A 26,483-nucleotide genomic window follows, 5' to 3' on the forward strand; every position below is an offset into this window, starting at 1 on the left:
TCATGCGATAGCTAACAACCTAATAAATTGAAATATAAGTACTTATTTTAGTTATCAACAGATTTTGTCCACACCATTAGTTACAGCATTAACAGAACTTCTCTTATATATTTTTATTTTGTTATTAATAAAAGGTTAGATAGCGTCCAAGGGTGTGGAAAAACCTGACGGTTACCCACAGGAGGTTTATACTGGCGAGCTTATTTCGTCAGTATCGATTTACTGACCACATCATCCGTGCCAACTGGCACAAGACGAGGTGTCTCTTGAACTACCCCGACCGCTTTGACGTGATTGTCATCGGCGGTGGCCATGCGGGAACTGAAGCCGCATTGGCCTCTGCTCGCATGGGCTGTCAAACCCTATTGCTGACCCACAACATCGAGACGCTTGGCCAAATGTCGTGTAATCCTGCGATTGGCGGGATCGGCAAGAGCCATTTGGTGAAAGAAATTGATGCGCTCGGTGGCGCAATGGGGCTAGCCACGGACCTCGGCGGCATCCAGTTTCGTGTGCTTAACGCACGCAAAGGACCAGCAGTACGAGCAACCCGCGCTCAAGCGGACCGCATTCGCTACAAAGCAGCCATTCGCGGCATGCTGGAAAACCAGCCTAACCTGACGATTTTTCAGCAGGCGGCAGGTGATCTGATTGTGGATAACCACACCGTGCGCGGCGTCGTGACCGAAACCGGCATTCGCTTCCACGCGGAATCTGTCGTGCTCTCAACCGGTACCTTCCTGGGCGGTGTTATCCACATCGGGTTAGATCAAAGCCGGGGTGGCCGCGCGGGTGACCCACCTTCGAACGCGCTTGCAGAGCGGCTACGTGCGTTGCCGTTTCACGTTGACCGTCTCAAAACCGGGACACCGCCACGTATCGATGCCAAGACGGTTGATTTTTCCCAATTGGAAGAGCAGCCAGGCGATACGCCTACTCCGGTGATGTCTTACCTCGGCTCCCGGGAAATGCATCCCCAGCAGGTGAGCTGCCATATCGCGCACACCAACGAGCGTACCCACGAGATTATTCTGGGTAACTTAGATCGTTCGCCGATGTACTCCGGCGTGATTGAAGGGATTGGTCCGCGCTACTGCCCGTCGATTGAAGACAAAGTGCACCGCTTTGCCGATAAATCGAGCCACCAGGTGTTTATTGAGCCGGAAGGGTTAGATACCCACGAGCTCTATCCCAACGGCATTTCGACCTCGCTGCCTTTTGATGTGCAGCTACAGGTCGTGCGCTCGATCAAAGGCTTAGAAAACGCGCACATTACGCGTCCTGGCTATGCCATCGAGTACGATTTCTTCGATCCACGGGATTTGAAACACTCGCTGGAAACGAAATTTATCCACAACCTGTTTTTTGCCGGGCAGATCAACGGCACAACCGGGTATGAAGAAGCGGGCGCTCAAGGGCTGCTGGCTGGCCTAAACGCCGCACGGCGCGCAAAACAGCTTGAGGCGTGGTATCCCCGCCGTGATGAAGCCTACCTGGGCGTATTGGTAGATGACTTAATCACCATGGGCACCAAAGAGCCCTACCGCATGTTCACCTCTCGGGCGGAATACCGTCTTCTGCTACGCGAAGACAACGCCGATCTTCGCCTGACCGAAAAAGGCCGTGAACTTGGTCTGGTAGACGATACCCGCTGGGCAGCCTTTAGCGAGAAACGCGACGCCATCGAGCGTGAAACAGCGCGGCTAGCCACCGTATGGGTGCAGCCAAATACCCCTGCAGCAGATAAAATTGCTGAAAAAACCGGCAAGCCATTGCCACGTGAGTACTGCTTAAGCGATCTACTCAAGCGTCCTGAGCTTACTTACGCTGATATTGCAACGTTGCCTGGTTTGGAAGAGGCTGGCGTTGAAGACGATGCCGTTACTGAGCAAGTACAAATCCAGGCGAAATACCAGGGTTACATCGAGCGTCAACAGGACGAGATCGATAAGCTAAAGCGTCATGAAGCAACGCCGCTACCTGCTGAACTGGACTATGACCGCGTAGAGGGCCTCTCTAACGAGATTCGTCAGAAGCTGAGTGAAGCACGACCAGAAACGCTGGCTCATGCGGCACGCATCTCGGGAGTAACGCCCTCGGCGGTATCAATTTTATTAGTCCATTTGAAAAAGCGCCGTTTGGTGAGTAGTTCTGAGGTAGTTAACGGATGAACTCTTTGCAGTCTCTGATAACTAGCCTACCCACTGGCGTTGCGCCCCGTTTAGATGAAGGCTTAAACGCGCTTAATTTGGGCGTTACCTCCTTACAGCGCGAACAGCTGTTAGCGTTATTGGCTCTGTTGCATAAGTGGAACAGGGCTTATAACCTCACTGCAGTACGCGATGTGGAAGAAATGGTCTCTCGCCACGTGCTTGATAGCGCTGCCGTGGCCCCTTATGTACATGGGCCAAGGTTGCTTGACGTTGGCGCTGGGCCGGGATTGCCGGGGTTAGTCTTAGCAATTCTCAAGCCTGAACTGCAGGTAACGCTGCTGGATAGCAACGGTAAAAAAGTGCGCTTTCAACGCCAGGCAGCCATGGAGTTAGCCCTGAGCAACGTTACTCCTACTCAGGTGCGTGTTGAGCAATTTATCGGCCAAGCATTTGATCAAGTGATTTCACGGGCGTTTGCAAGCTTGGTGGATTTTGTCACCCTCACCCACGCATTACCGGCAGCAAACGGGCAGTGGCTAGCCATGAAAGGCCCAGGCGCCGACGAAGAGCTAAAACACTTACCTTCAGGTATCGTGCTTCAAGAGCGTCATCTGTTGAGCGTACCTTTTGAAACGGCCGAGCGGCAGCTGTTGATTCTGACCCCAAAAGGAGTTGAGTAGTGAGCCAGATCATTGCCCTGACCAACCAAAAAGGCGGCGTGGGCAAATCCACCTCAGCCGTAAATCTAGCGGCCAGCCTAGCAGCGCTGGATCGCCGTGTACTGCTGGTAGACTTAGACCCACAAGGGCATGCCAGTATGGGTAGCGGTATCGATAAATATGAGCTGGATAAAAGCGTACTCGACGTGCTGCTAGGAGAGGCAACGGCCAATGAAGTTATTGTGCGCGACTTGCCAGTTAAGTTTGACGTGCTGCCTGGCAACGGTGACTTAACCGCAGCGGAAGTAGAGCTACTGGACATCGACCAGCGGCAAAGCCGTTTATCGCTGGCGCTCAATGCGGTAGCCGATGACTACGATGTAGTGCTCATTGATTGCCCCCCGTCGCTCAATATGCTGACGGTTAATGCCCTCACTGCAGCGGATGGGGTGCTGATTCCACTGCAATGCGAATTTTATGCGCTGGAAGGCTTGTCAGCGCTGCTGGATACGGTCGAACAGATCAAGCAGAGTGTTAACCCTGAACTCGCTATTTCAGGCATTTTGCGCACCATGTACGATAAGCGCACCAGCTTAACGCGAGAAGTCGATAAGCAACTGCGCGATTTTTTCGGTGATGCGCTGCTGAAAACCACTATTCCGCGTAATGTGAAGGTTGCCGAGGCGCCCAGTCATGGGTTGCCAGTTACGCAGTACGCGCGCTTTTCACGCGGTAGCCAAGCGTATCGAGTGTTAGCGAAAGAGATGATTCGTCGTCTATCACTTTAATGATCTCGCAGTAACGTATAGCTAAAAGTTCGAGGGGAAGCGAATGACGCGTAAACGCGCGCTAGGACGTGGCCTGGATGCCCTGATTGGTGCGGGCGCCCGTCGTCGTGACAGTTTAGATTTAACCGGTGACGCTACGCTAGAGCGAACAGACGCACCGTTATTGCCCGCCGCTTCCCATGATGCGTCAGCGGAGCGTTTAGAGCGTTTGCCCTTGGGCCAGCTTTCCCGCGGCAAGTATCAGCCTCGCCGAGACATTCAGCCCGAAGCATTGGAAGAGCTGGCTGACTCTATTCGTGCCCAAGGGGTGATGCAGCCGATCGTGGTGCGGCCAGTAGGTGAAGAGCGCTACGAAATAATTGCCGGTGAACGCCGCTGGCGTGCCGCTCAGTTGGCAGAGCTGGATGTTATCCCTGCGGTTATTCGCGATGTTAGCGATGAAGTTGCGCTCGCTCTGGCGCTAATCGAAAATATTCAGCGAGAGAATCTGAATGCTGTTGAAGAAGCCTTGGCGTTAAAACGCTTGGGTGATGAATTCGAGCTTACTCAGCAGCAAATAGCCGACGCGGTAGGCAAATCACGCACCCAAGTTGCCAACTTATTACGCTTACTAGCGCTGGATCCTGAAGTGCAAACACTGCTTGAGCGCGGTGATCTCGATATGGGGCATGCACGGGCGCTGCTGTCGCTCAACAGCACTCAGCAGCGCCAGGTTGCCCATGAGGTGGTCAATAATGACTTGACCGTGCGGGCTACCGAAGCGTTGGTTAAAAAAGTTCAAACAAGCCAGGCGCCTATTAAATCTTCCTCTCGTGTTGCTAAAACGCCAGATGTAGCGCGGCTCGAGACGCATTTAGGCGAGTTGTTAGGCGCGCCTGTATCAATTGATCACGGGCAGAAAGGTAAAGGCAAAGTGACAATTCGCTATACCAGTCTCGAAGAGTTGGACGGCATCTTGGCGCATATTAAATAGCAGACTTATTAAATAAGCGGATCAAAGCGTCACTTTTTTAACCCATTGGTCGCATGTCGTTGCTAAAACGCGTCAAATCCGTGCAACTTCGGTTGAAGGTGTGATAGCGCTTCCCTATAATCCGCCGGTGTTTGTTAAAAGGTTGTATGAGAGGATAAGCGCCGAGCAATAACGCTCAGCGCTAATTAAAAGCGGTAGGGAGTAGAGAACAACGTGCCCCATGTTTCTACTGCTCAACGCCGTTCGTTAGATTTTAGAAGGCTGTTTCAAGCCCAGCTAGCAACAACTGTTTTCATTATGGTGGTTGCTAGTGCAGTATCGGGAAGCCAAGCAACGCTATCAGCGCTAATGGGGGGTATTGTCAGTATTTTGCCCGCTATCTATTTTGTCTGGCGCGGCACCCGACGTACTGCCAAACAGCCTCAGCGTAACGTACTTAATTTATACCAAGCAGCAATGGGCAAGTTTGGTTTGACGGTGGCGCTATTTGCACTGGTGTTTGCCCTAGTGCCGCCCTCAAACCCAGCTTATTTCTTTGTCGCCTATGTGGTGGCCCAACTCATGTACTGGCTAACACCTTGGCTTGTGCGCGAGCGGTCAACCCCTTAAACCTGAGGAAGCAGTATGGCAGCGGATAACGAAGTATCGGCCATCTATTACATACAGCACCACCTCCAGAATCTTACGTTCGGAAAGCATCCGGAGAACGGTTGGTCGCTTGCGTCCACCTCTGCCGAAGCCTCTGAAATGGGATTTTGGGCCATCCACCTGGATACCATGGGGTGGTCAATTGGAATGGGTGTACTATTCCTTTGGCTATTCCGTAAAGCCGGAAAGGTAGCTACGACCGGCGTACCAGGTGGTCTTCAAAATGCGGTAGAAATGGTCATCGAGTTTATTGAAAACTTGACCCGTTCTACGTTCCACGGCAATAACAAGCACATCGCGCCGATCGCACTCACGCTCTTCATGTGGATTCTTCTCATGAACAGTCTGAAGATCATCCCGGTCGACTATTTCCCCCAGCTTTTCGGCAAGCTTGGCTTCGAATACATGAAAATCGTACCGACCACAGACGTTAATGCGACGTTAGGTATGGCTTTTGGTGTGTTCTTAATGATTCTTTACTACAGCATCAAAGTAAAAGGTGCCGGTGGTTTTGCTAAAGAGCTTTCGCTCACGCCGTTCAACCACTGGTCGCTCATTCCCTTTAACTTAGTGCTAGAGATTGTTGGCCTGATCGTAAAGCCGATCAGCCTGGGCCTACGTCTGTTCGGCAACATGTTTGCCGGTGAAGTTATCTTCATTCTGATTGCCCTGCTACCCTTCTGGGCTATCTGGCTGTTAGATGTGCCATGGGCCATCTTCCATATTTTGGTGGTATCGTTGCAGGCCTTCATCTTCACGACGCTGTCGATCGTGTACTTGAGTGCCGCACACGAGCATCACTAAGAAAGAGCAACGCTTTGCACTATACCCTTAACCTAAACCCTTGAAACTAACGCACTATCAGGAGCTTTATCATGGAAATCGTCTACATCGCTGCCGCCATCATTATCAGTGTTAGCGCTCTGGCAACTGGTCTGGGTTTCGCCATGCTGGGTGGTAAACTGCTTGAATCTACCGCGCGTCAGCCGGAACTGGGCGACCAGCTGCAAACCAAAACCTTCATCATGGCCGGTCTGCTGGATGCCGTTCCGATGATCGGTGTTGGTATCGCGATGTACCTGATCTTCGTTGTTGCCGGTTAATGCAGCTTAACCGAGCGGCTCTCCGCTCGGTTTTGTTTCACTCCGGTCGCCACGAATTTGTCAGAGGTACATCCCTGTGAATATCAACATGACGCTTATCGGGCAGACGATCGCCTTCGCGATCTTTGTCTGGTTTTGCATAAAATATGTGTGGCCTCCGATCAGCAACGCGCTTCACGAGCGTCAAAAGAAAATTGCTGATGGCTTGGACGCAGCTAGCCGTGCTACCCGTGATCTTGAGCTAGCTCAAGAGCGTGCTGAACAGACGCTACGCGAGAGCAAGGAACAGGCATCTCAAATTCTCGAGCAAGCGAATAAGCGCTCTGCCCAAATGATCGAAGAGGCACGTGAACAAGCACGTGCTGAAGGCGAACGTTTGGTGGCCAATGCTCGGTCAGAAATTGAGCAAGAAATTAACCGCGCGAAAGACGAGCTGCGTGCACAGGTTTCCCACCTTGCGATCGTAGGCGCTGAGCGTGTTCTTGAAGCCTCTGTTGACGAGAAAGCGCACCGCGACTTGCTTGATAAGCTTGCCGCTGAACTGTAAGGAGGTGACCCATGGCGGAACAATCTACCGTCGCTCGTCCTTACGCCAAAGCGGCGTTTGAATACGCGCGCGATCACCAAGCGCTTGATGCTTGGTCGCAGGCACTGGCAATGGCGGGATCAATCGTTATTGATCGCCAAGTTGCTGGCCTGCTAGGTAGTCCCAAACTCAGCAGTGAACAGAAAGTGTCGTTAGTAGCAGATATGCTGGGCGACAACGCAGACGATGCGTTTAAACGCTTTCTAACCACTTTGGCCGATCAGCGTCGCTTAGCGACGTTGGATGCTATTGCTGACCAGTTTGAATACCTTCGCGCAGAGCATGAGCAGCGTATCGACGTCACTGTGGTTTCAGCTTACAAGCTGGACAGCAAGCAGAAGACCAAGCTAGGCAACGCGCTCAAGAAACGTCTAAATCGCGAAATCTCCATTACTACTCAGGTGGACAAGTCGCTTATCGGCGGTGTCATCCTGCGTGCCGGCGACACCGTCATTGACGGGTCGGTGCGTGGTCGATTGAACCGCCTTTCCGAAGCGCTGACCGTTTGAGTCTGAGGGACATGGCATGCAGCAACTGAATCCTTCCGAGATCAGCGACATCATCAAGCAGCGAATTGAGAAGCTTGACGTCGCATCTGAAGCCCGTAATCAGGGCACCATCGTCAGCGTTTCCGACGGTATCGTGAAAATTCACGGCCTCGAAGACGCGATGTTTGGTGAAATGATTGAATTTCCCAACAGCATTTTTGGCATGGTACTGAACCTGGAGCGCGACTCCGTCGGTGCCGTTGTCCTGGGTGACTACCTGCAGCTTGAAGAAGGTATGACCGCTAAGTGTACCGGTCGTATCCTTGAAGTACCGGTAGGTCCTGAGCTGATTGGTCGCGTTGTCGATGCGCTGGGTAACCCCATCGATGGCAAGGGCGACATTAACGCCAAAATGACCGACGCGGTAGAAAAAGTAGCGCCCGGCGTTATTACCCGTCAGTCCGTTGATGAGCCGATCCAGACCGGTTTGAAATCTATCGATGCCATGGTGCCAATCGGTCGTGGTCAGCGTGAGCTGATCATCGGTGACCGTCAGATTGGTAAGTCCGCCATTGCTATCGATGCGATCATCAACCAGAAAGGCAAAGGCGTTACCTGTGTTTACGTTGCCATCGGTCAGAAGCAGTCGACCATTGCTAACGTGGTACGCAAGCTAGAAGAGCACGGTGCGATGGAACACACCATCGTCGTAGCTGCAGGCGCTGCCGATCCGGCACCCATGCAGTTCCTGGCCGCTTACTCTGGCTGCACCATGGGTGAGTACTTCCGCGATCGCGGTGAAGACGCACTGATCGTTTATGATGATCTTTCCAAGCAGGCTGTGGCCTATCGCCAGGTATCACTGCTACTGCGTCGTCCGCCGGGCCGTGAAGCGTATCCGGGTGACGTTTTCTATCTCCACTCTCGTCTGCTTGAGCGTGCTGCACGCGTAAACGTCGACTATGTAGAGAAGTTCACCAACGGTGAAGTGAAAGGTAAAACCGGTTCGTTAACCGCGCTGCCGATTATTGAAACCCAAGGTGGCGACGTATCAGCGTTCGTTCCGACCAACGTAATCTCGATTACCGATGGTCAGATCTTCCTGGAAACCAACCTGTTTAACTCCGGTATTCGTCCGGCGATTAACGCAGGTCTTTCGGTTTCTCGTGTCGGTGGTGCTGCACAGACCAAAATCATCAAGAAACTGGGCGGTAGCGTGCGTCTAGCACTGGCTCAGTATCGTGAACTGGCGGCATTCTCGCAGTTTGCGTCTGATCTTGATGAAGCGACGCGTAAGCAGCTTGAGCACGGTCAGCGCGTGACCGAGCTGATGAAACAGAACCAGTACTCGCCGATGTCTGTGGCGCAAATGGCGCTGTCTCTGTATGCCGCTAACGAAGGTCACCTGGATGATGTGAGCGTCGAAAAAGTGTTGGACTTCGAACGTGCTCTGCACGATTACATGAAGTCTGAACACGGCGACCTGCTCGATAAGATCAACCAGACCGGCGACTACAACGGCGAGATTCAGGACGGCTTGAAGTCAGGTCTCGAGAAGTTCAAGGCGACTCAGAGCTGGTAATGTCCGGCCCGTCTGCGGGCGGGCTTGCATGCTTTCTGAGAGCCACGAACGAAGGGTAGATCGCTATGGCAGCTGCAAAAGAGATACGCACCCAGATCGGGAGCATTAAAAATACGCAGAAGATTACCAGTGCCATGGAAATGGTCGCTGCATCGAAAATGCGTAAAGCGCAAGATCTGATGAAGGCTGGCCAGCCGTACGCCAAGCAGATCCGCAACGTGGTAGGCCATATTGCCGACGCAAACCCCGAATACAAGCACGACTACATGGTCGAGCGTAACGAGGTAAACCGCGTTGGTTATATTGTGGTCTCCACCGACCGCGGTCTGTGTGGTGGTTTAAACGTCAACTTGTTCAAGGCTGTGGTGAAAGACGCCATGTCCTGGAAGAAGCAAGGCGCTGAGCTGGACTTCTGTGCCCTCGGCTCTAAAGCCGGTGCTTTTTTCCGTAACTACGGGGGCAACCTGGTTGCCGCCAAAAGTGGTTTAGGAGAAGCACCGACCGTTGAGGGTCTGATCGGTAGTGTTAAGGTCATGCTCGAAGCTTACGACGACGGGCGTCTAGACCGTCTGTACGTGGTATATAACGAATTCGTTAATACCATGACACAGCGTCCCGTTGTACGTCAGCTTCTTCCGCTGTCGTCCGATATGGGCGCTGACGCGAAGCATGACGAAGAAAACGCCCGTCCCGGAAGCTGGGACTACCTGTATGAACCGGATGCCAAGGCGTTGCTAGACAGCCTGTTGGTTCGATTCATCGAATCGCAGGTGTATCAGGCGGTAGTCGAAAACGGTGCGTGCGAGCAGGCCGCCCGAATGATCGCTATGAAGAGTGCCACTGATAACGCGGGCAACCTGATCGACGATCTGGAGATGGTATACAACAAGGCCCGTCAGGCCGCCATCACCCAGGAAATTTCCGAGATCGTCGGCGGCGCTTCTGCCGTATAACGCCTAGGGAGCTTGCTATCGCTTAGATGGCTCCCGGCAGACAGGTTTCATTTGCAGGTTTTTGAGAGGAACCAAGATGAGCGGACGTATCGTACAAATCATCGGCGCGGTGATTGACGTAGAGTTTCCGCGGGACTCTGTGCCCAAGGTCTACGACGCGCTGAAGGTCTCCGAAAAAGAGACCATCCTCGAAGTCCAGCAGCAGCTGGGCGACGGCGTGGTGCGCACCATCGCCATGGGCTCCACTGAGGGCTTGAAACGTGGCTTGGACGTGACCAGCACAGGTGCTGCGATTTCCGTACCGGTTGGTAAGGAAACGCTGGGTCGTATCATGAACGTACTCGGCGAGCCGATTGACGAAGCGGGCGACATTGGCGAGCAAGAGCGCATGCCGATTCACCGTAAAGCACCGAGCTATGCCGACCAAGCAGCGTCTAATGAGCTGTTGGAAACCGGTATCAAAGTTATCGACTTGGTCTGCCCGTTCGCTAAGGGTGGTAAAGTCGGTCTGTTCGGCGGTGCCGGTGTTGGTAAAACCGTTAACATGATGGAGCTTATCCGCAACATCGCCACCGAGCACAGCGGCTACTCTGTATTCGCTGGTGTCGGTGAGCGTACGCGTGAGGGTAACGACTTCTATCATGAAATGACTGAATCCAACGTTATCGATAAGGTAGCGCTGGTGTACGGTCAGATGAACGAGCCGCCCGGCAACCGTTTGCGCGTGGCGCTGACCGGTCTAACCATCGCTGAGAAATTCCGTGATGAAGGCCGTGACGTTCTGCTATTCGTCGATAACATCTACCGTTACACCCTGGCGGGTACCGAAGTATCTGCCCTGCTGGGTCGTATGCCGTCTGCGGTAGGTTACCAGCCGACACTGGCGGAAGAGATGGGCGTTCTTCAGGAGCGTATCACCTCGACCAAGACAGGCTCGATCACATCCGTACAGGCCGTTTACGTCCCTGCGGATGACTTGACCGACCCGTCGCCGGCGACCACCTTCTCGCACCTGGACGCCACCGTCGTATTGGCGCGTTCTATCGCTGAGCTAGGTATCTACCCGGCTATCGATCCGCTGGATTCTACCTCACGTCAGTTGGATCCGCTGGTCGTCGGTGAAGAGCACTACAACACCGCTCGCGGCGTACAGAACGTTCTACAGCGTTATAAAGAGCTGAAGGATATTATCGCGATTTTGGGTATGGACGAGCTGTCTGATGAAGATAAGCTGGCTGTATCTCGCGCGCGTAAAATCCAGCGCTTCCTGTCGCAGCCGTTCTTCGTGGCCGAGGTCTTCACTGGCTCGCCCGGTAAGTATGTTTCTCTGAAAGATACTATTACTGGCTTCCAGGGCATCCTCGCGGGCGAGTATGACGATCTGCCGGAACAGGCCTTCTACATGGTCGGCTCCATCGACGAAGCTGTCGAAAAAGCCAACCAGATGAAGAAGTAATCCCGTCCATTAGGGGGATTCGCTATGGCGAATAGCTTCACTTGCAATATCGTCAGCGCTGAAGCATCTATCTTCTCAGGCAGTGTTGAGCAGGTAGTGGCTTCCGGGATTATGGGTGACCTCGGCATTTTGCCGGGGCACGCCCCGCTGCTGACCGAGCTTCAGCCGGGCCCTGTCCGCGTGATCCACGATGATGGCAAGGAAGAAAACTTCTTTGTCTCAGGTGGCTTCATGGAAGTCCAGCCGGACGTGGTAACGATCCTGGCAGACGCTGCGGCGCGTGCAGGCGACCTCGATGAGGCTGCCGCTGAAGACGCGCGTCAGCAAGCGCTGAAAGCCTTTAACGAGAAATCAGCGGAGCTGGATTATACCCGTGCTGCTGCTGAACTTGCCGAAGCCGTTGCTCAGCTGCGAACGATCCAGCAGCTGCGTAAAAAGGCGGGTAAAGGCTAGAACACGCATTTGCGTGAAGAAAGCGCTCCTTGAACCCGATAGGGTTTAAGGGGCGTTTTTTTTGTCTGTTAATATGAGAAAACGCATTCAGCGTAGGGACGCTCGTTTGTAATAGCGCATCGGCACACTATGAGTCTGTACAAGGGAGAGAGCGATGTCATTGAACGATGAAACCCTACAGGAACTAAAATCTGAGCTGCTTGACGAGCTAAATAAAGAACAATCAGACAAAGCGTTTCTTGCGGAGCGCTTAGCCGAATTTCGTTCGGCAGACATTGGTGAGGTCATTGAAGAGCTCATTGAAGAGGACGAAGAGCTGCCCGCTGCGTTGCTGGTACTCGATATTCTCTCCACCGAGCGTGCTGCCAACGTACTGGGGTATCTACCAAGAGAAAGTCAGCTAGAAGTGGTGGGTAAGCTGTCGGACACTCAGGTGCTTAAACTGCTCGAAGAGATGGGGTCTGATGAGCGGGCTGACTTATTTAATCTGCTGGGTGAAGACCGCCGAGAAGCGCTGCTTCGCCGTATGGCCCACCAAGAGCGGGAAGATTTAAAACGTTTAGCGAGTTATGAAGAGGGCACTGCAGGCGCCATCATGACCTCTGACTATGTGGCCATAGCCAGTGGCATGACGGTGTCGCAAGCCATGATGCGCGTGCGTCAAACCGCCCCCGATGCAGAAACGGTGTATCAGCTCTACGTGCTCGATAGCGACGGCCAACTGATCGGCACCATGTCGCTGCGCCAGCTCATGGTGGCGCGCCCTGGGGCGCTGGTGGATGACATCATGATTAAAGATGTTATCCACACCCCCGTTGATAAAGAGCAGGAAGACGTGGCCCGCATTGTGGCCCGCTATGATTTACTTGCCCTGCCGGTGGTTGACGCTGACGGACGCATGGTGGGTATTGTGACCCACGATGACGCCATGGACGTTGCCGAGTCGGAAGCCACCGAAGATATCCACAAAGGGATGTCGATTGGCCAGCTGGAAGATGGCGTTAGCCGTGTGCCGTTATGGAGTCTTTATCGTAAACGGGTCTTCTGGCTGGTACTGCTGGTGTTTGCCAACCTGTTTTCAGGCGCAGGTATTGCCTACTTTGAAGACACCATTGCAGCCCAAGTGGCGCTGGTGTTCTTTTTACCCTTACTGATTGGTAGCGGCGGTAACGCAGGTGCCCAAGCGGCCACGCTAATGGTACGCGGTATGGCAACCGGCGATGTGGGAGTTAAAGACTGGAGCAAAATGCTCGGCCGTGAGCTGTTGGTCGCAGGGTCGCTAGGTCTGACAATGGCGGTAGCGGTCACGCCGATAGGCGTCATGCGCGGCGGTGAAGCGGTGGGCATTATTGTTGCGCTTAGTATGGTCACGATTGTGCTCTTTGGCAGCATGATCGGCATGTGTCTGCCGTTTCTGTTAGAGCGCTTTAAAGTCGACCCGGCGACAGCCTCAGCACCGCTGGTAACCACGTTGATTGACGCCACGGGCGTGTTGATTTACTTCAGTATTGCCACTGCCATACTGGCAGGCGTTTAGGAAGATTTAACGCATCGAACTGCTGGCAGCGCGGGTAATAAACATGACCTCCACGTGGCCCAGCCACTCAATATCGCTTGCCAGCGCTTTCAACTGGCTTGCTAAGCACTGCGGGGGCTGGTGCACTGAGTCGCCAATAATCAGCGATACGGACACCTTATCGTCTAGGTAGTGCAGCTGTAGTTCGCTTAATGTCCGCCATACAGGATGCCTATACCAGCGCTCATTAAGTGCGGCCTCTACCTCCGGGCGAAGGGGAAGGCCTGGTAAGCGGCTGGGGTCACCCTCACCAGCATCATCTTCAGGGTCGATGTGGAAAATAACGTCGGTGAGCAGTGGAAAGTCATGGCGTAGCCGTCGGCTAACTTCGTTACCGATTTCATGGGCTTCTGAGACGGTAATTTTAGGGCCCACGACCACATGCAGATCAACCATGACCCAGCCTGCCGATTGCCGGGTGCGTAGGTCGTGCACGCTGTCGACGCCCGGAACGCTGCAGGCAACATCATGCATTTGCTGCTGAATACGCTCGGGCAGTGCGGTATCCACCAACTCCCGCGCCGACTCCCAGAGTAAATCCCACCCCACTTTACCGACCAGTAAACCAACAATGATCGCGGCCACGGCGTCTAACCAGCCAACACCAAACTGCGCACCAATGAGCGCAACCAGTACGACTGCGGTAGAGAGCGCATCGCTGCGTGAGTGCCAGGCATTGGCCTCAAGAAGCTTTGAATTGACACGCTTGGCCACCCGCATGGTGTAGCGGAAGATCCACTCTTTGCTTATCAGGGCCAAAACGGTAATCAAAATCGCGATCAGGCCGGGCGCTCCTACCGCGGTGCCGCTGAATAGGCGGTCTAAGCTTGACCAGGCGATGCCGCCTGCGACGAAGATGAGTACGCTGCCCAGCAGCAGCGTGGTCAGGGTTTCGATACGGCCATGGCCATAATGATGGTCAATATCCGGCTCTTGACGGCCATAGTGAATGGCTGCCAGTACAAAACCGTCAGTCACAAGGTCAGAAAGTGAGTGGATGCCATCGGCAATCAGCGCTGCTGAGCCAACGAAAAAGCCCACCGCGACTTTAACGATACTAAGCAAACCATCCAGCCACGCGCCGATATAAGTGACGCGTTTGGCCTCTTGGCTATCTAGCTCGCGGTTGGGAACCACTGGCGTTTCTACGGTCTGAGTCATGAGGTACCTTGCAGGGACGCACACTTCCAATAGTTGCCCATTGTAGCGCACAGCAGCACTCGCTCTATAGCCTGTTTATCAGTCGCGCACTTTTTCCAGTGCGGACAACGAATTAATGGATGTGTATCCTTAGCGCCACGATAAATGCAGAAACGGCGCTAAATAGCTAAAAAGCATACAGGATGACCTATGGATTGGCTCCAGGTAGTGGTACTCGCGGTCGTACAAGGCATAACGGAATTTTTACCTATCTCAAGCTCTGCTCACCTGATTTTGGTGCCGGTGCTGACTGCCTGGGAAGACCAAGGGCTTGCCTTTGACGTCGCGTTACACTTAGGAAGTTTAGCCGCCGTCGTGCTGTATTTTCGCCATGAAATCTTACGGATGCTCGCCAGCAGTGTCGATGCCGCCACTGGTAAAGGCGTTAACGAAGACGCAAAGCTGGCCTTATGGGTAGTGTTAGCAACGCTTCCGGTTTGTATCATTGGCTTTTTAGGGCGTGACCTTGTTGCAGAGCACATGCGCTCGACACTGATTATTGGTATGAGCCTGATTGGCTTTGGTGTGGTATTGGGCTATGCCGATTGGAAAAATCGAGGCAGTCGAAGCGAGTACCATCTGCGCCTTAAGGATGTGCTGATTATTGGTGTTGCCCAAGCGCTAGCGCTGATTCCAGGCACCTCGCGCTCCGGCATTACCATTACCGCCGCGTTGCTGGTGGGGATGAGCCGGGAAGGGGCCGCGCGTTTCTCGTTTCTACTCTCAATACCGGTGATTGTATTGGCCGGTGGACTAGAAGTTATTGGGTTAGCAAGCTCTCCTGCGCCGATCGATTGGCCTGCGATGATAGTCGGAACGTTACTATCAGGCATTAGCGCCTACCTCTGTATACACTACTTCCTAGTCATTATTAAAAAGCTAGGGATGCAGCCGTTTGTGGTCTACCGGGTGCTGTTTGGTGCGTGGCTGCTGTGGTTCTTCCACTTTTAATACCCAAGCATACTGTTCAAGGAAACTGATCATGAACCGCTACCACCGATCGTCGCGTGTCATCGGCTTAGTGCTGCTCATTACTCTCTTACTTGTTGGCTGTTCAGAAAATGACCGCCCCTTGGAAGCGCCCGTTCGTTTCGAAGGCGCTATTTTTGGCACGTTTTACCAAGTAACCGTGACGGATCCACTGACCCAAGGTGAGGCCAACGCGCTGGAAGAGGGGTTCCTGGAGGAGCTTGAGAGTGTCGATCAAGCGATGTCGACGTACCGTGACGACGCAGAGCTGATGGTGTTTAACGAAACCCCGCTCAATGAATGGCAGCCGCTATCCAATGAGCTAATCGAAGTGCTTGCCATTAGCCGTTCGGTATCAGAAGAGAGCAGCGGCGCTTTTGATATTACTGTGGGTGGTTTGGTCAATTTATGGAGTTTTGGCCCGGAAGCTCGCCCTGAAGTCGTCCCTTCTGAAACCGAGCTAAACGAGCGCTTAGCCACGGTAGGTTACGATGCGATTGATGTGGACACCCAGGCCATGCAGGCGCGGCGTACTCGGGATGTATTCGCCGACCTTTCAGCGGTTGCCAAAGGGCACGCTACTGACCGGGTCGCGGCGTATCTTGATCAGCAAGGAGTAGAGCACTATTTAGTGAATTTAGGCGGCGACCTGATTTCACGCGGTTACCGTGACCCCGAGACCCAAGAATCGTGGCGTGTTGGCATCGAAGTGCCCCACACAGGCCCCCAGCAGGCCCAGCATATCCTGCCCTTGGAAAATATGTCGGTGGCGACCTCAGGCGATTACCGAAACTATTTTGAGGAAGATGGCAAACGTTACTCGCACACCATCGATCCGCGCACCGGTCGTCCGGTCAACAACCGCTTAGCGTCTGTCTCTGTGTTTCACCCGTCCAATGCCTGGGCCGACGCCTGGGCGACGGCGCTCACTGTTACTGGCAGTGACGCTGGTATGCAGCTAGCGCTTGAGCACGATCTTAATGCCCTGCTGTTAATTAAAAGCGAGGAGGGCCAGTGGCAAAGCCTTGGCACCCCCGCATTTATCAACTATTTCGGTGACGCGCTGGTGGAGGAACTAGGTATAGACGCCTGGGAAGACCCGTCTGCCACCCGCCAAACGGCCACAGGTGAATAACATGCAAGAGCTTGATATCGTTATCCTTGCGGCGGGTAAAGGTACCCGCATGCGCTCGCAAATGCCCAAGGTACTGCACTCTTTGGCAGGCAAGCCCATGGTGCAACACGTCCTGGATACCGCGGCAGGGCTTAACCCAACACGCATACACGTCGTTATTGGCCATGGCGCTGAACAGTTACGCGCATCCCTGGCGGAAAGCGCTGTTTCCTTTGCTCTGCAAACTGAGCAAAAAGGCACCGGCCACGCGGTGGCCCAAGCCCAGCCGCAGCTGGGGAGTGGTAAGGTACTGGTACTTTACGGGGATGTGCCGCTTATCCGGCGTGAATCGTTACATGCCCTGTTAGCCCAGGTGGATGAGCAACACATGGGGCTGTTAACCGTCACGCTAGATGACCCCAACGGCTACGGGCGTATTGTGCGCAACGAGGCAGGTGACGCGGTGGCCATTGTTGAGCAAAAAGATGCCGACCCCGCACAGCTGGCGATTACTGAGTGCAATACCGGCATTATGGCGATGACCAGCGCCCAGCTAAAACGCTGGTTGCCCCAGCTATCGGCGGAAAATGCCCAGGGTGAGTACTACCTGACCGATGTGATCGCCATGGCCGCGAAAGAGGGCATTAACGTATGTACCGCCCAACCAGCCTCTGCGGTAGAGGTGGAAGGGGTTAATAACCGGGCTCAAATGGCCCGCTTGGAGCGGGCCTACCAGCAGCAGTTGGCCGATCAACTTATGCAACAAGGCGTCGCGCTAGCTGACCCGGCAAGAATTGACATACGCGGTAAGCTAACCTGCGGTCACGACGTCTTTATCGATGTGGGCTGTGTGTTTGAAGGCGACGTAACGCTTGGCGAAGGCGTTCAGGTTGGCCCTTATTGCGTTATCAAAAACAGCACCATTGGCGCTGAAAGCGTGATCGAGAGCCACAGCGTTATGGATTCGACGGTTGCCGCTGGGTTAAACCAAATAGGCCCCTATGCGCGGCTGCGTCCCGGTACACGCTTAGCCGTTAAAGCTAAGGTAGGTAACTTTGTCGAAACCAAAAACGCTGAGGTGGGCGAGGGCAGCAAAATTAATCACCTAAGCTACGTTGGCGATGCCCATTTAGGCCGGAACGTAAATATAGGGGCAGGGACGATTACCTGTAATTATGACGGTGCCAATAAGCACCGCACGGTGATTGGTGATGATGTCTTTATCGGTTCCAATAGCGCGCTTGTTGCGCCGGTAACGGTAGGTAAAGGGGCCACCGTGGGCGCTGGCTCCACGATTGCTAAAGACGTTAGTGAGCACGCGCTGGCGGTTACCCGCAGCCGGCAGTTGGAAAAGGCCGACTGGCCGCGTCCGGAAAAAAAAGCTTAATTAATTCGGCTTTCATATAATTTATTAGTGTTCTAAAAGCGCGCTAAAACGCCAAGGAGAAACGTTTATGTGTGGCATCGTCGCTGCGGTTGCACAACGCAATGTGCAAGGCATCCTGCTGGAAGGGCTTAAACGCCTTGAGTATCGTGGTTACGATTCGTCTGGCATGACGGTGCTCCACGAGGGGGCGCTAACTCGTCACCGCGCCTTAGGTAAAGTGGTGGCTCTTGAAGCGCAGCTAGCCACCGCGGCGCTGCCCGGTGTTGCCGGTATCGCCCACACCCGCTGGGCTACCCACGGCAAGCCTTCTGAAGCCAATGCTCACCCTCACCACAGCAGTGATCAAGTCGCCGTGGTGCACAACGGTATTATCGAAAACTACGAACACATTAAGGCAACGCTGCAAGCAAGCGGTTACGCTTTTACTTCGGAAACCGATACTGAAGTGATTGCCCACCTGCTGGCCGACAAACTGCAAAGCGGACTTGGCCTGTTTGAGGCCACCCAGCAGATTGTAAATGGTTTGGGCGGCGCTTATGCGTTGGGCGTTATGAGTGCATCCGAGCCTGACCTGGTGGTGGGCGCCCGTCAGGGGAGTCCGTTAGTGGTAGGCGTGGGTATTGATGAGGCGTTTTTAGCCTCTGACCCGCTGGCGCTTTTACAAGTCACCGACCGTTTTATCTACTTAGAAGAGGGCGACTTGGTTGAGCTTCGCGCGCTGGGCGAAATTCGTATCGTCGATCGTGAAGGCAACACAGTAGAGCGGCCTATCCAGACATTTGAGCACGGTGACGGCGCCGCCATTAAAGGTGATTACCGCCACTACATGCTTAAAGAGATTTTCGAGCAACCGGAAGTCATTAGCGCAGCCCTTGAAGGGCGTTTAAGTGCAAGTAGCGTACTGGTAGAAAGCTTTGGCCCCGAGGCCCAGGCGCTGTTTGAAAACACCCGTCATATTCATATTATTGCTTGCGGCACCAGTTACCATGCAGGCTTAGTGGCACGCTACTGGCTTGAGCGCTACGCCGGTGTGCCGGTGCAGGTAGAAGTCGCCTCCGAGTACCGTTACCGCCACCCAGTGGTGCCCGAAGGCACGCTTTTTGTCACTCTATCTCAGTCGGGCGAAACCGCCGATACGTTGGCCGCGCTGCGCTTTGCCAAAACGCTCAACTACCTAGGCACCTTGGCGATTTGCAACGTACCGGGCAGCTCATTAGTGCGTGAATCGGACACAGCGCTGATGACGCGGGCGGGACCGGAAATAGGCGTAGCGTCTACCAAAGCCTTCACCACCCAGCTAGTCGCGCTGATGCTGTTGACACTCTCGGTGAGTAAGGCCAAACATCAGCCTGAAAAAGCGGAGGCGATTGCCGAAATAGTCACAGCGTTGCGTCAGCTGCCTGCTCTTTGCCAACAGGTTCTGGGGTTGGATAGCCAAATTGAAGCGCTATCGCAGGCATTTGCAGAAAAGCACCACGCGCTGTTTTTAGGCCGCGGCGCCCACTACCCCATTGCGCTGGAAGGCGCGCTTAAGCTGAAAGAGATTTCTTATATTCACGCTGAAGCCTACCCCGCAGGCGAACTTAAACATGGGCCGTTGGCGCTGGTAGATAGTGAAATGCCGGTGATTTCCGTGGCACCTAACGACGACCTGCTGGAGAAGCTTAAATCTAACCTGCAAGAAGTGCGCGCCCGGGGCGGCCAGCTATTTGTGTTTGCCGATGAAAGTGTCGGCATTAACGAGCAAGCCGATATTCGCGTATTGGCGCTGCCTCACGTACACGAAGCGCTTGCCCCGCTGCTTTATACGCTGCCATTACAATTACTTAGCTACCACGTTGCCGTGCTAAAAGGTACCGATGTGGACCAGCCTCGTAACTTGGCTAAGAGCGTCACCGTGGAGTAAATTTCAAGACACAATTAATTGGCAAGGCAGCGATAAAAGCGCTTTACAGAATGCGACGAATGGCCGCATCTTATGCGCAATCGCTGCGTTGCAGCACATTGTTAGTGTGCTTATTATCGTGGCGATATTTCCTCACCTTGCCAGGACCTCGCCACCATGAAACCACCTAACGCCCTTGCAATGCGGCAAGCTACTTGCCGGTTTGCTTGGTTGTTGACAGCACTCTGTTTGTTTGCCTTTCCTAGCCTCTCTTATGCCGCCTCCGGCCCTTTAGATCTTACCGCATCGTTTGCGGGTATTGCCTCTGTGGCTATTTTCGTTCTTGCCTACGCCTTGGTCATGAGCGAAGAACTTATCCACATGCGCAAATCCAAACCTGTACTCGTGGCCGCCGGGCTTATCTGGGCACTCGTCGCGTGGGTTTATGTACAAGCGGGCATGCCGCACGAAGCGGAAGCGGCGTTTAAAGAAACGCTGCTTGAGTACACCGAGCTGTTACTGTTCTTACTGGTGGCGATGACCTACATCAACGCCATGGAAGAGCGCCGTATTTTTGATGCCCTGCGGGCATGGCTAATACGTAAAGGGTTCAGTTATCGCAGTCTGTTCTGGATTACGGGCTGTCTTGCCTTCGGCATTTCTGCGATTGCCAACAACATGACCACGGCGATGCTAATGTGTGCGGTGGTGTTGAAGGTAGCTGAAGGCGATAAAAAATTTATTAGCCTGTGCTGTGTCAACGTGGTGGTGGCATCCAATGCAGGCGGCGCGTTCAGCCCGTTTGGCGATATCACTACGTTGATGGTGTGGCAGGCAGGCCAGGTACCGTTTGGCGGCTTTTTTGCGCTACTGATACCAGCCATTGTCAATTTCATCGTACCGTCGGTGATTATGAATTTCTTCATCGTCAATCGACAGCCCGCCGCGCTGACTGAAAATGTCTGGTTAAAGCGTGGTTCGCGTCGCATCATTGCGCTTTTTTTAGTGACTGTCGCTATTTCTGTGTTGTGCCACTCGGTTCTTTATCTACCGCCTGCGATGGGGATGATGTTTGGCCTTGGCCTGTTGCAGTTCTTTGGCTACTACCTGCGTCGCAGCCTGCCGCGCTCTCTGGAGCGTAAGCGTGAGCGTTACTCTCGTCGCGGCGATTGGAGAAAGCTTGAGCAACTAGGCAGCGTCGTTCCTTTCGATATTTTCAGCCGTATTGCCCGTTCTGAGTGGGACACACTGCTATTCTTTTATGGAGTAGTAATGTGTGTGGGCGGCCTGGGATTTATGGGTTATCTAAGCCTCTTATCAGAAACGCTTTACGGTAGCTGGAATCCCGTGTGGGCTAACGTTGTCTTAGGGCTTATTTCAGCAGTAGTTGATAATATTCCGGTCATGTTTGCTGTGCTTTCAATGGCGCCAGATATGTCGCAAGGCAACTGGCTTCTGATTACCTTAACTGCGGGCGTCGGCGGCAGCCTGCTCTCAATGGGTTCAGCAGCAGGAGTCGCGCTGATGGGGCAAGCGCGCGGTATTTATACCTTTGCGGTTCATTTGCGTTGGGTGCCGGCTATTTTACTGGGCTATGCCGCCAGCATTATGGCTCATTTGTGGATTAACGCAGCGCTGTTTTAAGTGCGCGGCTAATGCCGTTAAGCACAATGAAACGCCCCTTATCAATTGATCAGGGGCGTTTTGATAATAGCGATCAGCAGCGTCGACACTCGGGGCGTCTTCAACCAGTAATAGGCGCATATCAATGAATAACGCCTTGTTCACGGCGGGCTACTGAGGAACGTAACATGACAAGTGATTCTCCTTTCGGCCATCGCTCCTCAGCCATCACAGTAATGCCATGCCCACCGGAACAGCGGCGTGAAGCGCTGCTGCATTTAGCGGCGGTACATGTCCCTGCGCAACAGCCAGCTCTTCAGCAGGCCTTATCAACCGTCAAAGGGGGCCCTGACACTGTTTGGAAAGGCCTTTGGATAGCCACCCAAGCGGGCCAGATTGAAGCCGCCGCCTGGGTGCAGCCATTGGCTAACCAAATGGCGCAGCTTTGGCTTCCCAGGCAGCATAATTCAGCGGCTGATGCGCTATTGAACGCCTTACAAGGCTGGGTAAGCGAGCAGCCGATTGCGCTATGCCATGTGGCACTAAACGACGATACAACCACCTGGGAAACGGCATTAGTCACCCACTCTATGCGGGCACTTGCCACCCTGGAGCACCTTGTGTGGCCGTGCCAGGCGGTTCCATCGCACGATAATCGGCTACTGCTAAGCCGCTTTGCTGAATTGGCCCCTGCTCAACAACAGGCGCTGGTAGCGAAGGTAAGCGAAGGCTCGTTAGACTGCCCAGGGCTTCGCGAAGCGCTCACCATCGATGCGCTGCTTGCTGGGTTTTATGCCCAGGCGCCGAGTGCCCCAGACCAGTGGTACCAGGTATGGCATCAGGGCGAAACAGTCGGCGTACTGCTCCTTGCTCCTGACCCTGTTAGCCAACGCTGGTCACTGCAATTGATGGGGCTGTTACCTGAGTGGCGAGGTAAAGGGTTGGGCAAGGCAATCATTGAAAAAGCACAAGTGTTGGCTAATCAGGCAGGAGCACGCGATATCACGCTCACCGTTGATACGCAGAATATGCCGGCAAAGCGTGTATATGCTCAGGCAGGGTTTACGCGCTATGCTCATCAGCGTTTACTGGCATGGTGTTAATTTGCCAAACGTGACACTGTTTTTATACCGCTAATTAAAGCGCGGAGTACGGCATAGGTTGAATTGCCGCGCTTAGTAGCATTTTCTTACGCTTGGCGTTCTCGGTATACTAATGCGCTATGCACGTCTTGGCGTTTCGGTTGCCGCAGGTTGATGATGTCGCTGCCGCGCGCAGGGGTTAAGCACAAAACGTTTTATGACAAAACTCAAGAGGTGGTGAGAGTGAAATCTAAGCTGATCATGAGCGGGCTGGCGGCCCTAGGCGTCATGGCAGGCACATCCGGTGCTTATGCTCAAGACGCAGCACGAGACGCAATTGCTGAGCGCTTAGCGCCGGTAGGCCAACTCTGCTTGCAAGGCCAAGACTGCGGTACCGCAGCAGCGCCGGTAGTCGCGAGCAGCGGTGGCGGTGATGAGATTGATGGCGCAGGTATCTACAACAATGTCTGCATGGCGTGCCACGAAACCGGCGCAGCGGGTGCCCCTATTCGCGGTGATGAAGCGGCGTGGGCTGAGCGCACCGAACAAGGTTTTGCCACTCTGCTGGAACACTCCATCAACGGTATTGGTGCCATGCCTGCCCGCGGCGGCAACCCCAATCTGTCAGACGAAGAGATGGAAGCGGCGACAGCCTATTTAGTTGAGCCAGTAATGGACGTGCCTGAACTGGCTGGCGGTGAAGAAACGGCTGCTGCCGATGACAGCGCGAGTGACGACGTTGCCGCTGCAGAAGACACCGCGACAGACGAGCAAGCCGTGGCAAGTGAAGATGCCGCAACTGGCGGCAGTAACCTGGACGGTGAAGCGCTTTACGCCAGTGCTGGTTGCGTGGCGTGCCACGCAGCAGGCGTTGCCGGCGCCCCGTTGATTGGCGATGCTGACGCTTGGGCGCCGCGTATTGAGCAAGGTATTGATGCGCTGTATGAAAGCGTCTTTAACGGCAAAGGCGTAATGCCGCCACGCGGTGGCAGCAGTGCCTCTGACGAAGAGATCATGGCCGTCGTTGATTACATGGTGTCAGAAGTGCAATAAACAGATTTTGTAATAAGTGATTTGTTATCTATCCACAGGCGGGTGCTAACCCCCCTGTGGATATTTTTTGTGTTGCCACTTTCACCTTACTGGCCGTTAACCCAGTAAAGAGCGCAGCCCGGCAATCGCATCTTTACCGCGTGCCTGCTTTTTCTCGGGGTCCTCTTTATCGGCGCGACCCTCCCACTCCAAGTCATCAGCGGGCAGCTCATCCAAAAAGCGGCTGGGTTGGCAATCCATTAGCTCGCCGTAGGCCTTGCGCTGGCGGGCCAGCGTTAGCGTCAGCGTGCGCCGGGCGCGAGTAATGCCCACGTAGGCTAAGCGCCGCTCTTCTTCTACGGTGCCCATTTCAATGGCGTTACGGTGGGGCAGCAAATCCTCTTCCCAGCCCATCAAGTACACGTGGGGAAACTCCAACCCTTTGGAGGCGTGCATGGTGAGCAGCTGCACTCGATCCGAGTCATCCTCTTCTGCCTGTTGCTCCAAAATATCCCGCAGCACTAAGCGCGAAATGGCCGCTTCTACGCCGTCGGTTTCCGTTGCAGTGGAGTCATCGGCATCTTCCGGGTCGCGGTTGAGCGACTTCTCCAACTGATCAATCAAAATCCATACGTTGGCCATGCGCCGCTCGGCGATGGTAGGGGCGCTGGCGTTTTGGTAGAGCCACGCTTCGTAATCCATATCCCGCAGCATGTCGCGGATGGCGGCAATGGCATCGCCCTGATCCATCCGCTTGCGCACACCATCGATAAAGTGGGTAAAGCGCGATAGCCGCTCCACGGCGCGGGTAGCCAGGGTTTGCTCAAGCCCTAGCTCATGGCAGGCGGCAAACAGCGAAATCGAGCGCTCGGTGGCATAGTTGGCGAGCTTTTCCAGCGTACCGGGGCCAATTTCGCGGCGGGGTACATTCACGATACGCAAGAAAGCGTTGTCGTCGGCGGGATTAATCAGCAGGCGCAGGTACGCCATGGCGTCTTTGATCTCGTTGCGGGAGAAAAACGACGTGCCGCCGGAGAGTTTGTAAGGGATTTGATAGTGCTGCAGCTTCAGCTCCAGCAGCCGCGCCTGGAAGTTGCCCCGGTAGAGCACCGCAAAATCCCGCCACTCGGCTTTTTCCTTGATGCGCCGCGTCAGCATCTCACTGGCCACGCGCTCCGCTTCGGCCTCTTCATGGCGGTTTACCACCACACGAATCGGCGCGCCGTCGCCCATATCCGACCACAGGGTTTTATCGTAAACGTGGGGATTATTGGCAATCAGCATGTTGGCAGCGCGCAGGATGGTGCCGGTAGAGCGGTAGTTCTGCTCCAGCTTGATGACTTTCAAACGGGGGAAATCCTCCCCGAGCGTGACCAAATTCTCTGGTCGCGCGCCCCGCCAGGCGTAAATCGACTGGTCGTCGTCGCCGACCACGGTAAAGGTGGCCCGTTCCGCCATCAGCAGCTTTACCAACAGGTACTGGGACACGTTGGTGTCCTGGTACTCATCCACCAGCATGTAGTGGATTTTGCGCCGCCAGCGGGCCAGCGCCTCAGGGTCGCGCTGCAAGAGCACCACCGGCAGCAGAATTAGATCGTCGAAATCCACCGCGTTGTAGGCTTTGAGGTGGCGCACGTACGCTTCATAGACGCGCGCGGCAAAGTGCTCGTCATCGTCGTCAGCGAACGAGAGCGCATCCCCCGGCAGCACCAAGTCATTTTTCCAGGTCGAGATTTTGGCCTGCACGGCGTTGATCTGCTCGGCGTCTACCTGGGCGTCTTTATTCATCAAGTCCCGCAGCAGCGCCTTAGCATCCTCCGGGTCGAACAGCGAAAACCCCGGCTTGTAGCCCAGGGTTTTCAGCTCGCCGCGAATGATATTGAGCCCCAAGTTGTGGAACGTCGAAACCGTTAGCCCGTGGCCCTCTTTGCCCTTCAGCATTTGGCCCACCCGCTCTTTCATTTCACGGGCGGCTTTGTTGGTAAAGGTCACCGCGGCAATTTTGCGCGCGCTCATGCCACACTCTTGCACGAGGTAGGCAATCTTGGTGGTGATAACGCTGGTTTTGCCCGACCCCGCGCCCGCCAGCACCAGGCAGGGGCCATCGATGTAGCGCACCGCTTCTTGCTGGCGTGGGTTGAGCCCTTTGATACGGCTAAGAATGCTCTTTGGCGGTTGGGGCGTCATGGCGAAGGGTGACCTCTACAAGTGTTTCGGGGCAATTTCTATTACAATCAGCGGCGCTGACGAAGGCGCAGCAGGCAAATACAGCAGGTAACTCATAGGCAGGTGGTGATGTTTGAAGTAGCGCTATTCGAGCCGCGCATGGCTCCCAATACGGGCAACATTATGCGCCTAGTGGCGAACAACGGCTGCCGACTCCATCTGATCGAGCCGCTAGGCTTTGATCTCGAAGAGAAAAAGCTCCGCCGCGCTGGTTTAGACTACCGTGATCTCGCCAACGTGACGCGCCATGCGGATTTTACGGCGTTTTACACCGCCATGCAGGGTCGCACCATCTGGGCGATTACCACCAAGGGCACCCGTGCCCACAGCGATGCTAACTTTGCACCGGGGGATGTGCTGCTGTTCGGTTCGGAAACCGCCGGGCTCTCTCCTGAAGTGCACGCTATGCTGCCCGCTGAGCATAAACTGCGCATTCCCATGCAGCCTAATAACCGTAGTTTGAATCTCTCCAACGCGGTAGCGGTGGTGAGCTATGAAGCTTGGCGCCAGCAAGGCTATGCTGGCGCATTAGACAGCGAGTAACAGG

The 26,483-nt window shown here is 54.4% G+C and carries 24 protein-coding genes; 22 read left to right on the plus strand and 2 right to left on the minus strand.

Annotated features, from left to right (window positions below):
• Positions 1–266: 266 nt before the first annotated feature.
• The 14 genes from mnmG to mgtE all read left to right on the plus strand — a co-directional run bounded on the left by mnmG (position 267) and on the right by mgtE (position 13,379).
• Positions 267–2,171, plus strand: coding sequence for a tRNA uridine-5-carboxymethylaminomethyl(34) synthesis enzyme MnmG (mnmG, locus tag LOS15_RS14100; protein ID WP_263066587.1), 1,905 nt, complete (start codon positions 267–269; stop codon positions 2,169–2,171).
• Positions 2,168–2,833 (plus strand): 16S rRNA (guanine(527)-N(7))-methyltransferase RsmG, encoded by a 666-nt coding sequence (gene rsmG / locus LOS15_RS14105; RefSeq protein WP_263066588.1) that lies wholly within the window; start codon positions 2,168–2,170, stop codon positions 2,831–2,833. The genes mnmG and rsmG overlap by 4 nt, the downstream gene beginning before the upstream one ends.
• Positions 2,833–3,600, plus strand: coding sequence for a ParA family protein (locus tag LOS15_RS14110; RefSeq protein WP_263066589.1), 768 nt, complete (start codon positions 2,833–2,835; stop codon positions 3,598–3,600). The genes rsmG and LOS15_RS14110 overlap by 1 nt, the downstream gene beginning before the upstream one ends.
• A 43-nt stretch (positions 3,601–3,643) precedes the next feature.
• The gene (locus tag LOS15_RS14115) at positions 3,644–4,573 is read left to right on the plus strand and encodes a ParB/RepB/Spo0J family partition protein (protein ID WP_263066591.1); all 930 of its coding nucleotides are present in this window, start codon (positions 3,644–3,646) and stop codon (positions 4,571–4,573) included.
• A gap of 213 nt (positions 4,574–4,786) precedes the next feature.
• Entirely contained in the window at positions 4,787–5,182 is a 396-nt protein-coding gene (locus tag LOS15_RS14120; protein WP_263066593.1) for an ATP synthase subunit I, read from the plus strand.
• Positions 5,183–5,197: 15 nt separating this feature from the next.
• A complete protein-coding gene (atpB, locus tag LOS15_RS14125) occupies positions 5,198–6,025 on the plus strand; it encodes a F0F1 ATP synthase subunit A (protein ID WP_263066594.1) in 828 nt (275 codons plus the stop codon).
• A 71-nt stretch (positions 6,026–6,096) separates the two neighbouring features.
• Positions 6,097–6,324, plus strand: a complete 228-nt coding sequence (gene atpE / locus LOS15_RS14130; RefSeq protein WP_039179032.1) for a F0F1 ATP synthase subunit C — start codon at positions 6,097–6,099, stop codon at positions 6,322–6,324.
• 76 nt (positions 6,325–6,400) lie between these two features.
• A complete protein-coding gene (locus LOS15_RS14135; RefSeq protein WP_054640721.1) occupies positions 6,401–6,871 on the plus strand; it encodes a F0F1 ATP synthase subunit B in 471 nt (156 codons plus the stop codon).
• Between the two features lie 11 nt (positions 6,872–6,882).
• Entirely contained in the window at positions 6,883–7,419 is a 537-nt protein-coding gene (locus LOS15_RS14140) for a F0F1 ATP synthase subunit delta (RefSeq protein WP_263066596.1), read from the plus strand.
• Between the two features lie 16 nt (positions 7,420–7,435).
• Positions 7,436–8,980 carry a F0F1 ATP synthase subunit alpha gene (gene atpA / locus LOS15_RS14145; RefSeq protein ID WP_263066597.1) on the plus strand — a complete coding sequence of 515 codons (1,545 nt, stop codon included), beginning with the start codon at positions 7,436–7,438 and terminating at the stop codon, positions 8,978–8,980.
• 65 nt (positions 8,981–9,045) lie between these two features.
• Positions 9,046–9,933 carry a F0F1 ATP synthase subunit gamma gene (atpG, locus tag LOS15_RS14150; RefSeq protein WP_263066598.1) on the plus strand — a complete coding sequence of 296 codons (888 nt, stop codon included), beginning with the start codon at positions 9,046–9,048 and terminating at the stop codon, positions 9,931–9,933.
• Positions 9,934–10,009: 76 nt separating this feature from the next.
• On the plus strand, positions 10,010–11,389 hold the full coding sequence (atpD, locus tag LOS15_RS14155) for a F0F1 ATP synthase subunit beta (RefSeq protein ID WP_263066599.1): 1,380 nt from the start codon (positions 10,010–10,012) through the stop codon (positions 11,387–11,389).
• A 24-nt stretch (positions 11,390–11,413) separates the two neighbouring features.
• Complete coding sequence (locus LOS15_RS14160; protein ID WP_263066600.1) at positions 11,414–11,842, plus strand: F0F1 ATP synthase subunit epsilon; 429 nt, start codon at positions 11,414–11,416, stop codon at positions 11,840–11,842.
• A gap of 154 nt (positions 11,843–11,996) precedes the next feature.
• On the plus strand, positions 11,997–13,379 hold the full coding sequence (gene mgtE / locus LOS15_RS14165) for a magnesium transporter (RefSeq protein ID WP_263066601.1): 1,383 nt from the start codon (positions 11,997–11,999) through the stop codon (positions 13,377–13,379).
• A gap of 6 nt (positions 13,380–13,385) precedes the next feature.
• On the opposite strand, the gene LOS15_RS14170 is transcribed toward mgtE, so the two are convergent.
• Positions 13,386–14,579 carry a cation diffusion facilitator family transporter gene (locus tag LOS15_RS14170; RefSeq protein WP_263066602.1) on the minus strand — a complete coding sequence of 398 codons (1,194 nt, stop codon included), beginning with the start codon at positions 14,577–14,579 and terminating at the stop codon, positions 13,386–13,388.
• 189 nt (positions 14,580–14,768) lie between these two features.
• On the opposite strand from LOS15_RS14170, the gene LOS15_RS14175 reads away from it, so the two are divergent.
• From LOS15_RS14175 to LOS15_RS14205, 7 genes are all read left to right on the plus strand, one after another.
• On the plus strand, positions 14,769–15,569 hold the full coding sequence (locus LOS15_RS14175) for an undecaprenyl-diphosphate phosphatase (RefSeq protein ID WP_263066603.1): 801 nt from the start codon (positions 14,769–14,771) through the stop codon (positions 15,567–15,569).
• A 31-nt stretch (positions 15,570–15,600) separates the two neighbouring features.
• Positions 15,601–16,722, plus strand: a complete 1,122-nt coding sequence (locus LOS15_RS14180; protein WP_263066605.1) for an FAD:protein FMN transferase — start codon at positions 15,601–15,603, stop codon at positions 16,720–16,722.
• 1 nt (position 16,723) lies between these two features.
• On the plus strand, positions 16,724–18,088 hold the full coding sequence (glmU, locus tag LOS15_RS14185; protein ID WP_263066607.1) for a bifunctional UDP-N-acetylglucosamine diphosphorylase/glucosamine-1-phosphate N-acetyltransferase GlmU: 1,365 nt from the start codon (positions 16,724–16,726) through the stop codon (positions 18,086–18,088).
• A 67-nt stretch (positions 18,089–18,155) separates the two neighbouring features.
• Complete coding sequence (gene glmS, locus LOS15_RS14190) at positions 18,156–19,994, plus strand: glutamine--fructose-6-phosphate transaminase (isomerizing) (protein ID WP_263066608.1); 1,839 nt, start codon at positions 18,156–18,158, stop codon at positions 19,992–19,994.
• Between the two features lie 156 nt (positions 19,995–20,150).
• The gene (gene nhaD, locus LOS15_RS14195) at positions 20,151–21,617 is read left to right on the plus strand and encodes a sodium:proton antiporter NhaD (protein ID WP_263066609.1); all 1,467 of its coding nucleotides are present in this window, start codon (positions 20,151–20,153) and stop codon (positions 21,615–21,617) included.
• Positions 21,618–21,784: 167 nt separating this feature from the next.
• Entirely contained in the window at positions 21,785–22,699 is a 915-nt protein-coding gene (locus tag LOS15_RS14200; RefSeq protein ID WP_263066610.1) for a GNAT family N-acetyltransferase, read from the plus strand.
• Positions 22,700–22,921: 222 nt separating this feature from the next.
• The gene (locus LOS15_RS14205) at positions 22,922–23,731 is read left to right on the plus strand and encodes a c-type cytochrome (RefSeq protein ID WP_263066611.1); all 810 of its coding nucleotides are present in this window, start codon (positions 22,922–22,924) and stop codon (positions 23,729–23,731) included.
• Between the two features lie 96 nt (positions 23,732–23,827).
• On the opposite strand, the gene rep is transcribed toward LOS15_RS14205, so the two are convergent.
• Complete coding sequence (gene rep, locus LOS15_RS14210) at positions 23,828–25,897, minus strand: DNA helicase Rep (RefSeq protein ID WP_263066612.1); 2,070 nt, start codon at positions 25,895–25,897, stop codon at positions 23,828–23,830.
• Positions 25,898–26,005: 108 nt separating this feature from the next.
• On the opposite strand from rep, the gene LOS15_RS14215 reads away from it, so the two are divergent.
• Positions 26,006–26,479 (plus strand): tRNA (cytidine(34)-2'-O)-methyltransferase, encoded by a 474-nt coding sequence (locus LOS15_RS14215; RefSeq protein ID WP_263066613.1) that lies wholly within the window; start codon positions 26,006–26,008, stop codon positions 26,477–26,479.
• Positions 26,480–26,483 lie beyond the last annotated feature (4 nt).

Origin of the sequence: Halomonas sp. 7T (assembly GCF_025643255.1) — a bacterium.
Classification (GTDB): domain Bacteria; phylum Pseudomonadota; class Gammaproteobacteria; order Pseudomonadales; family Halomonadaceae; genus Vreelandella.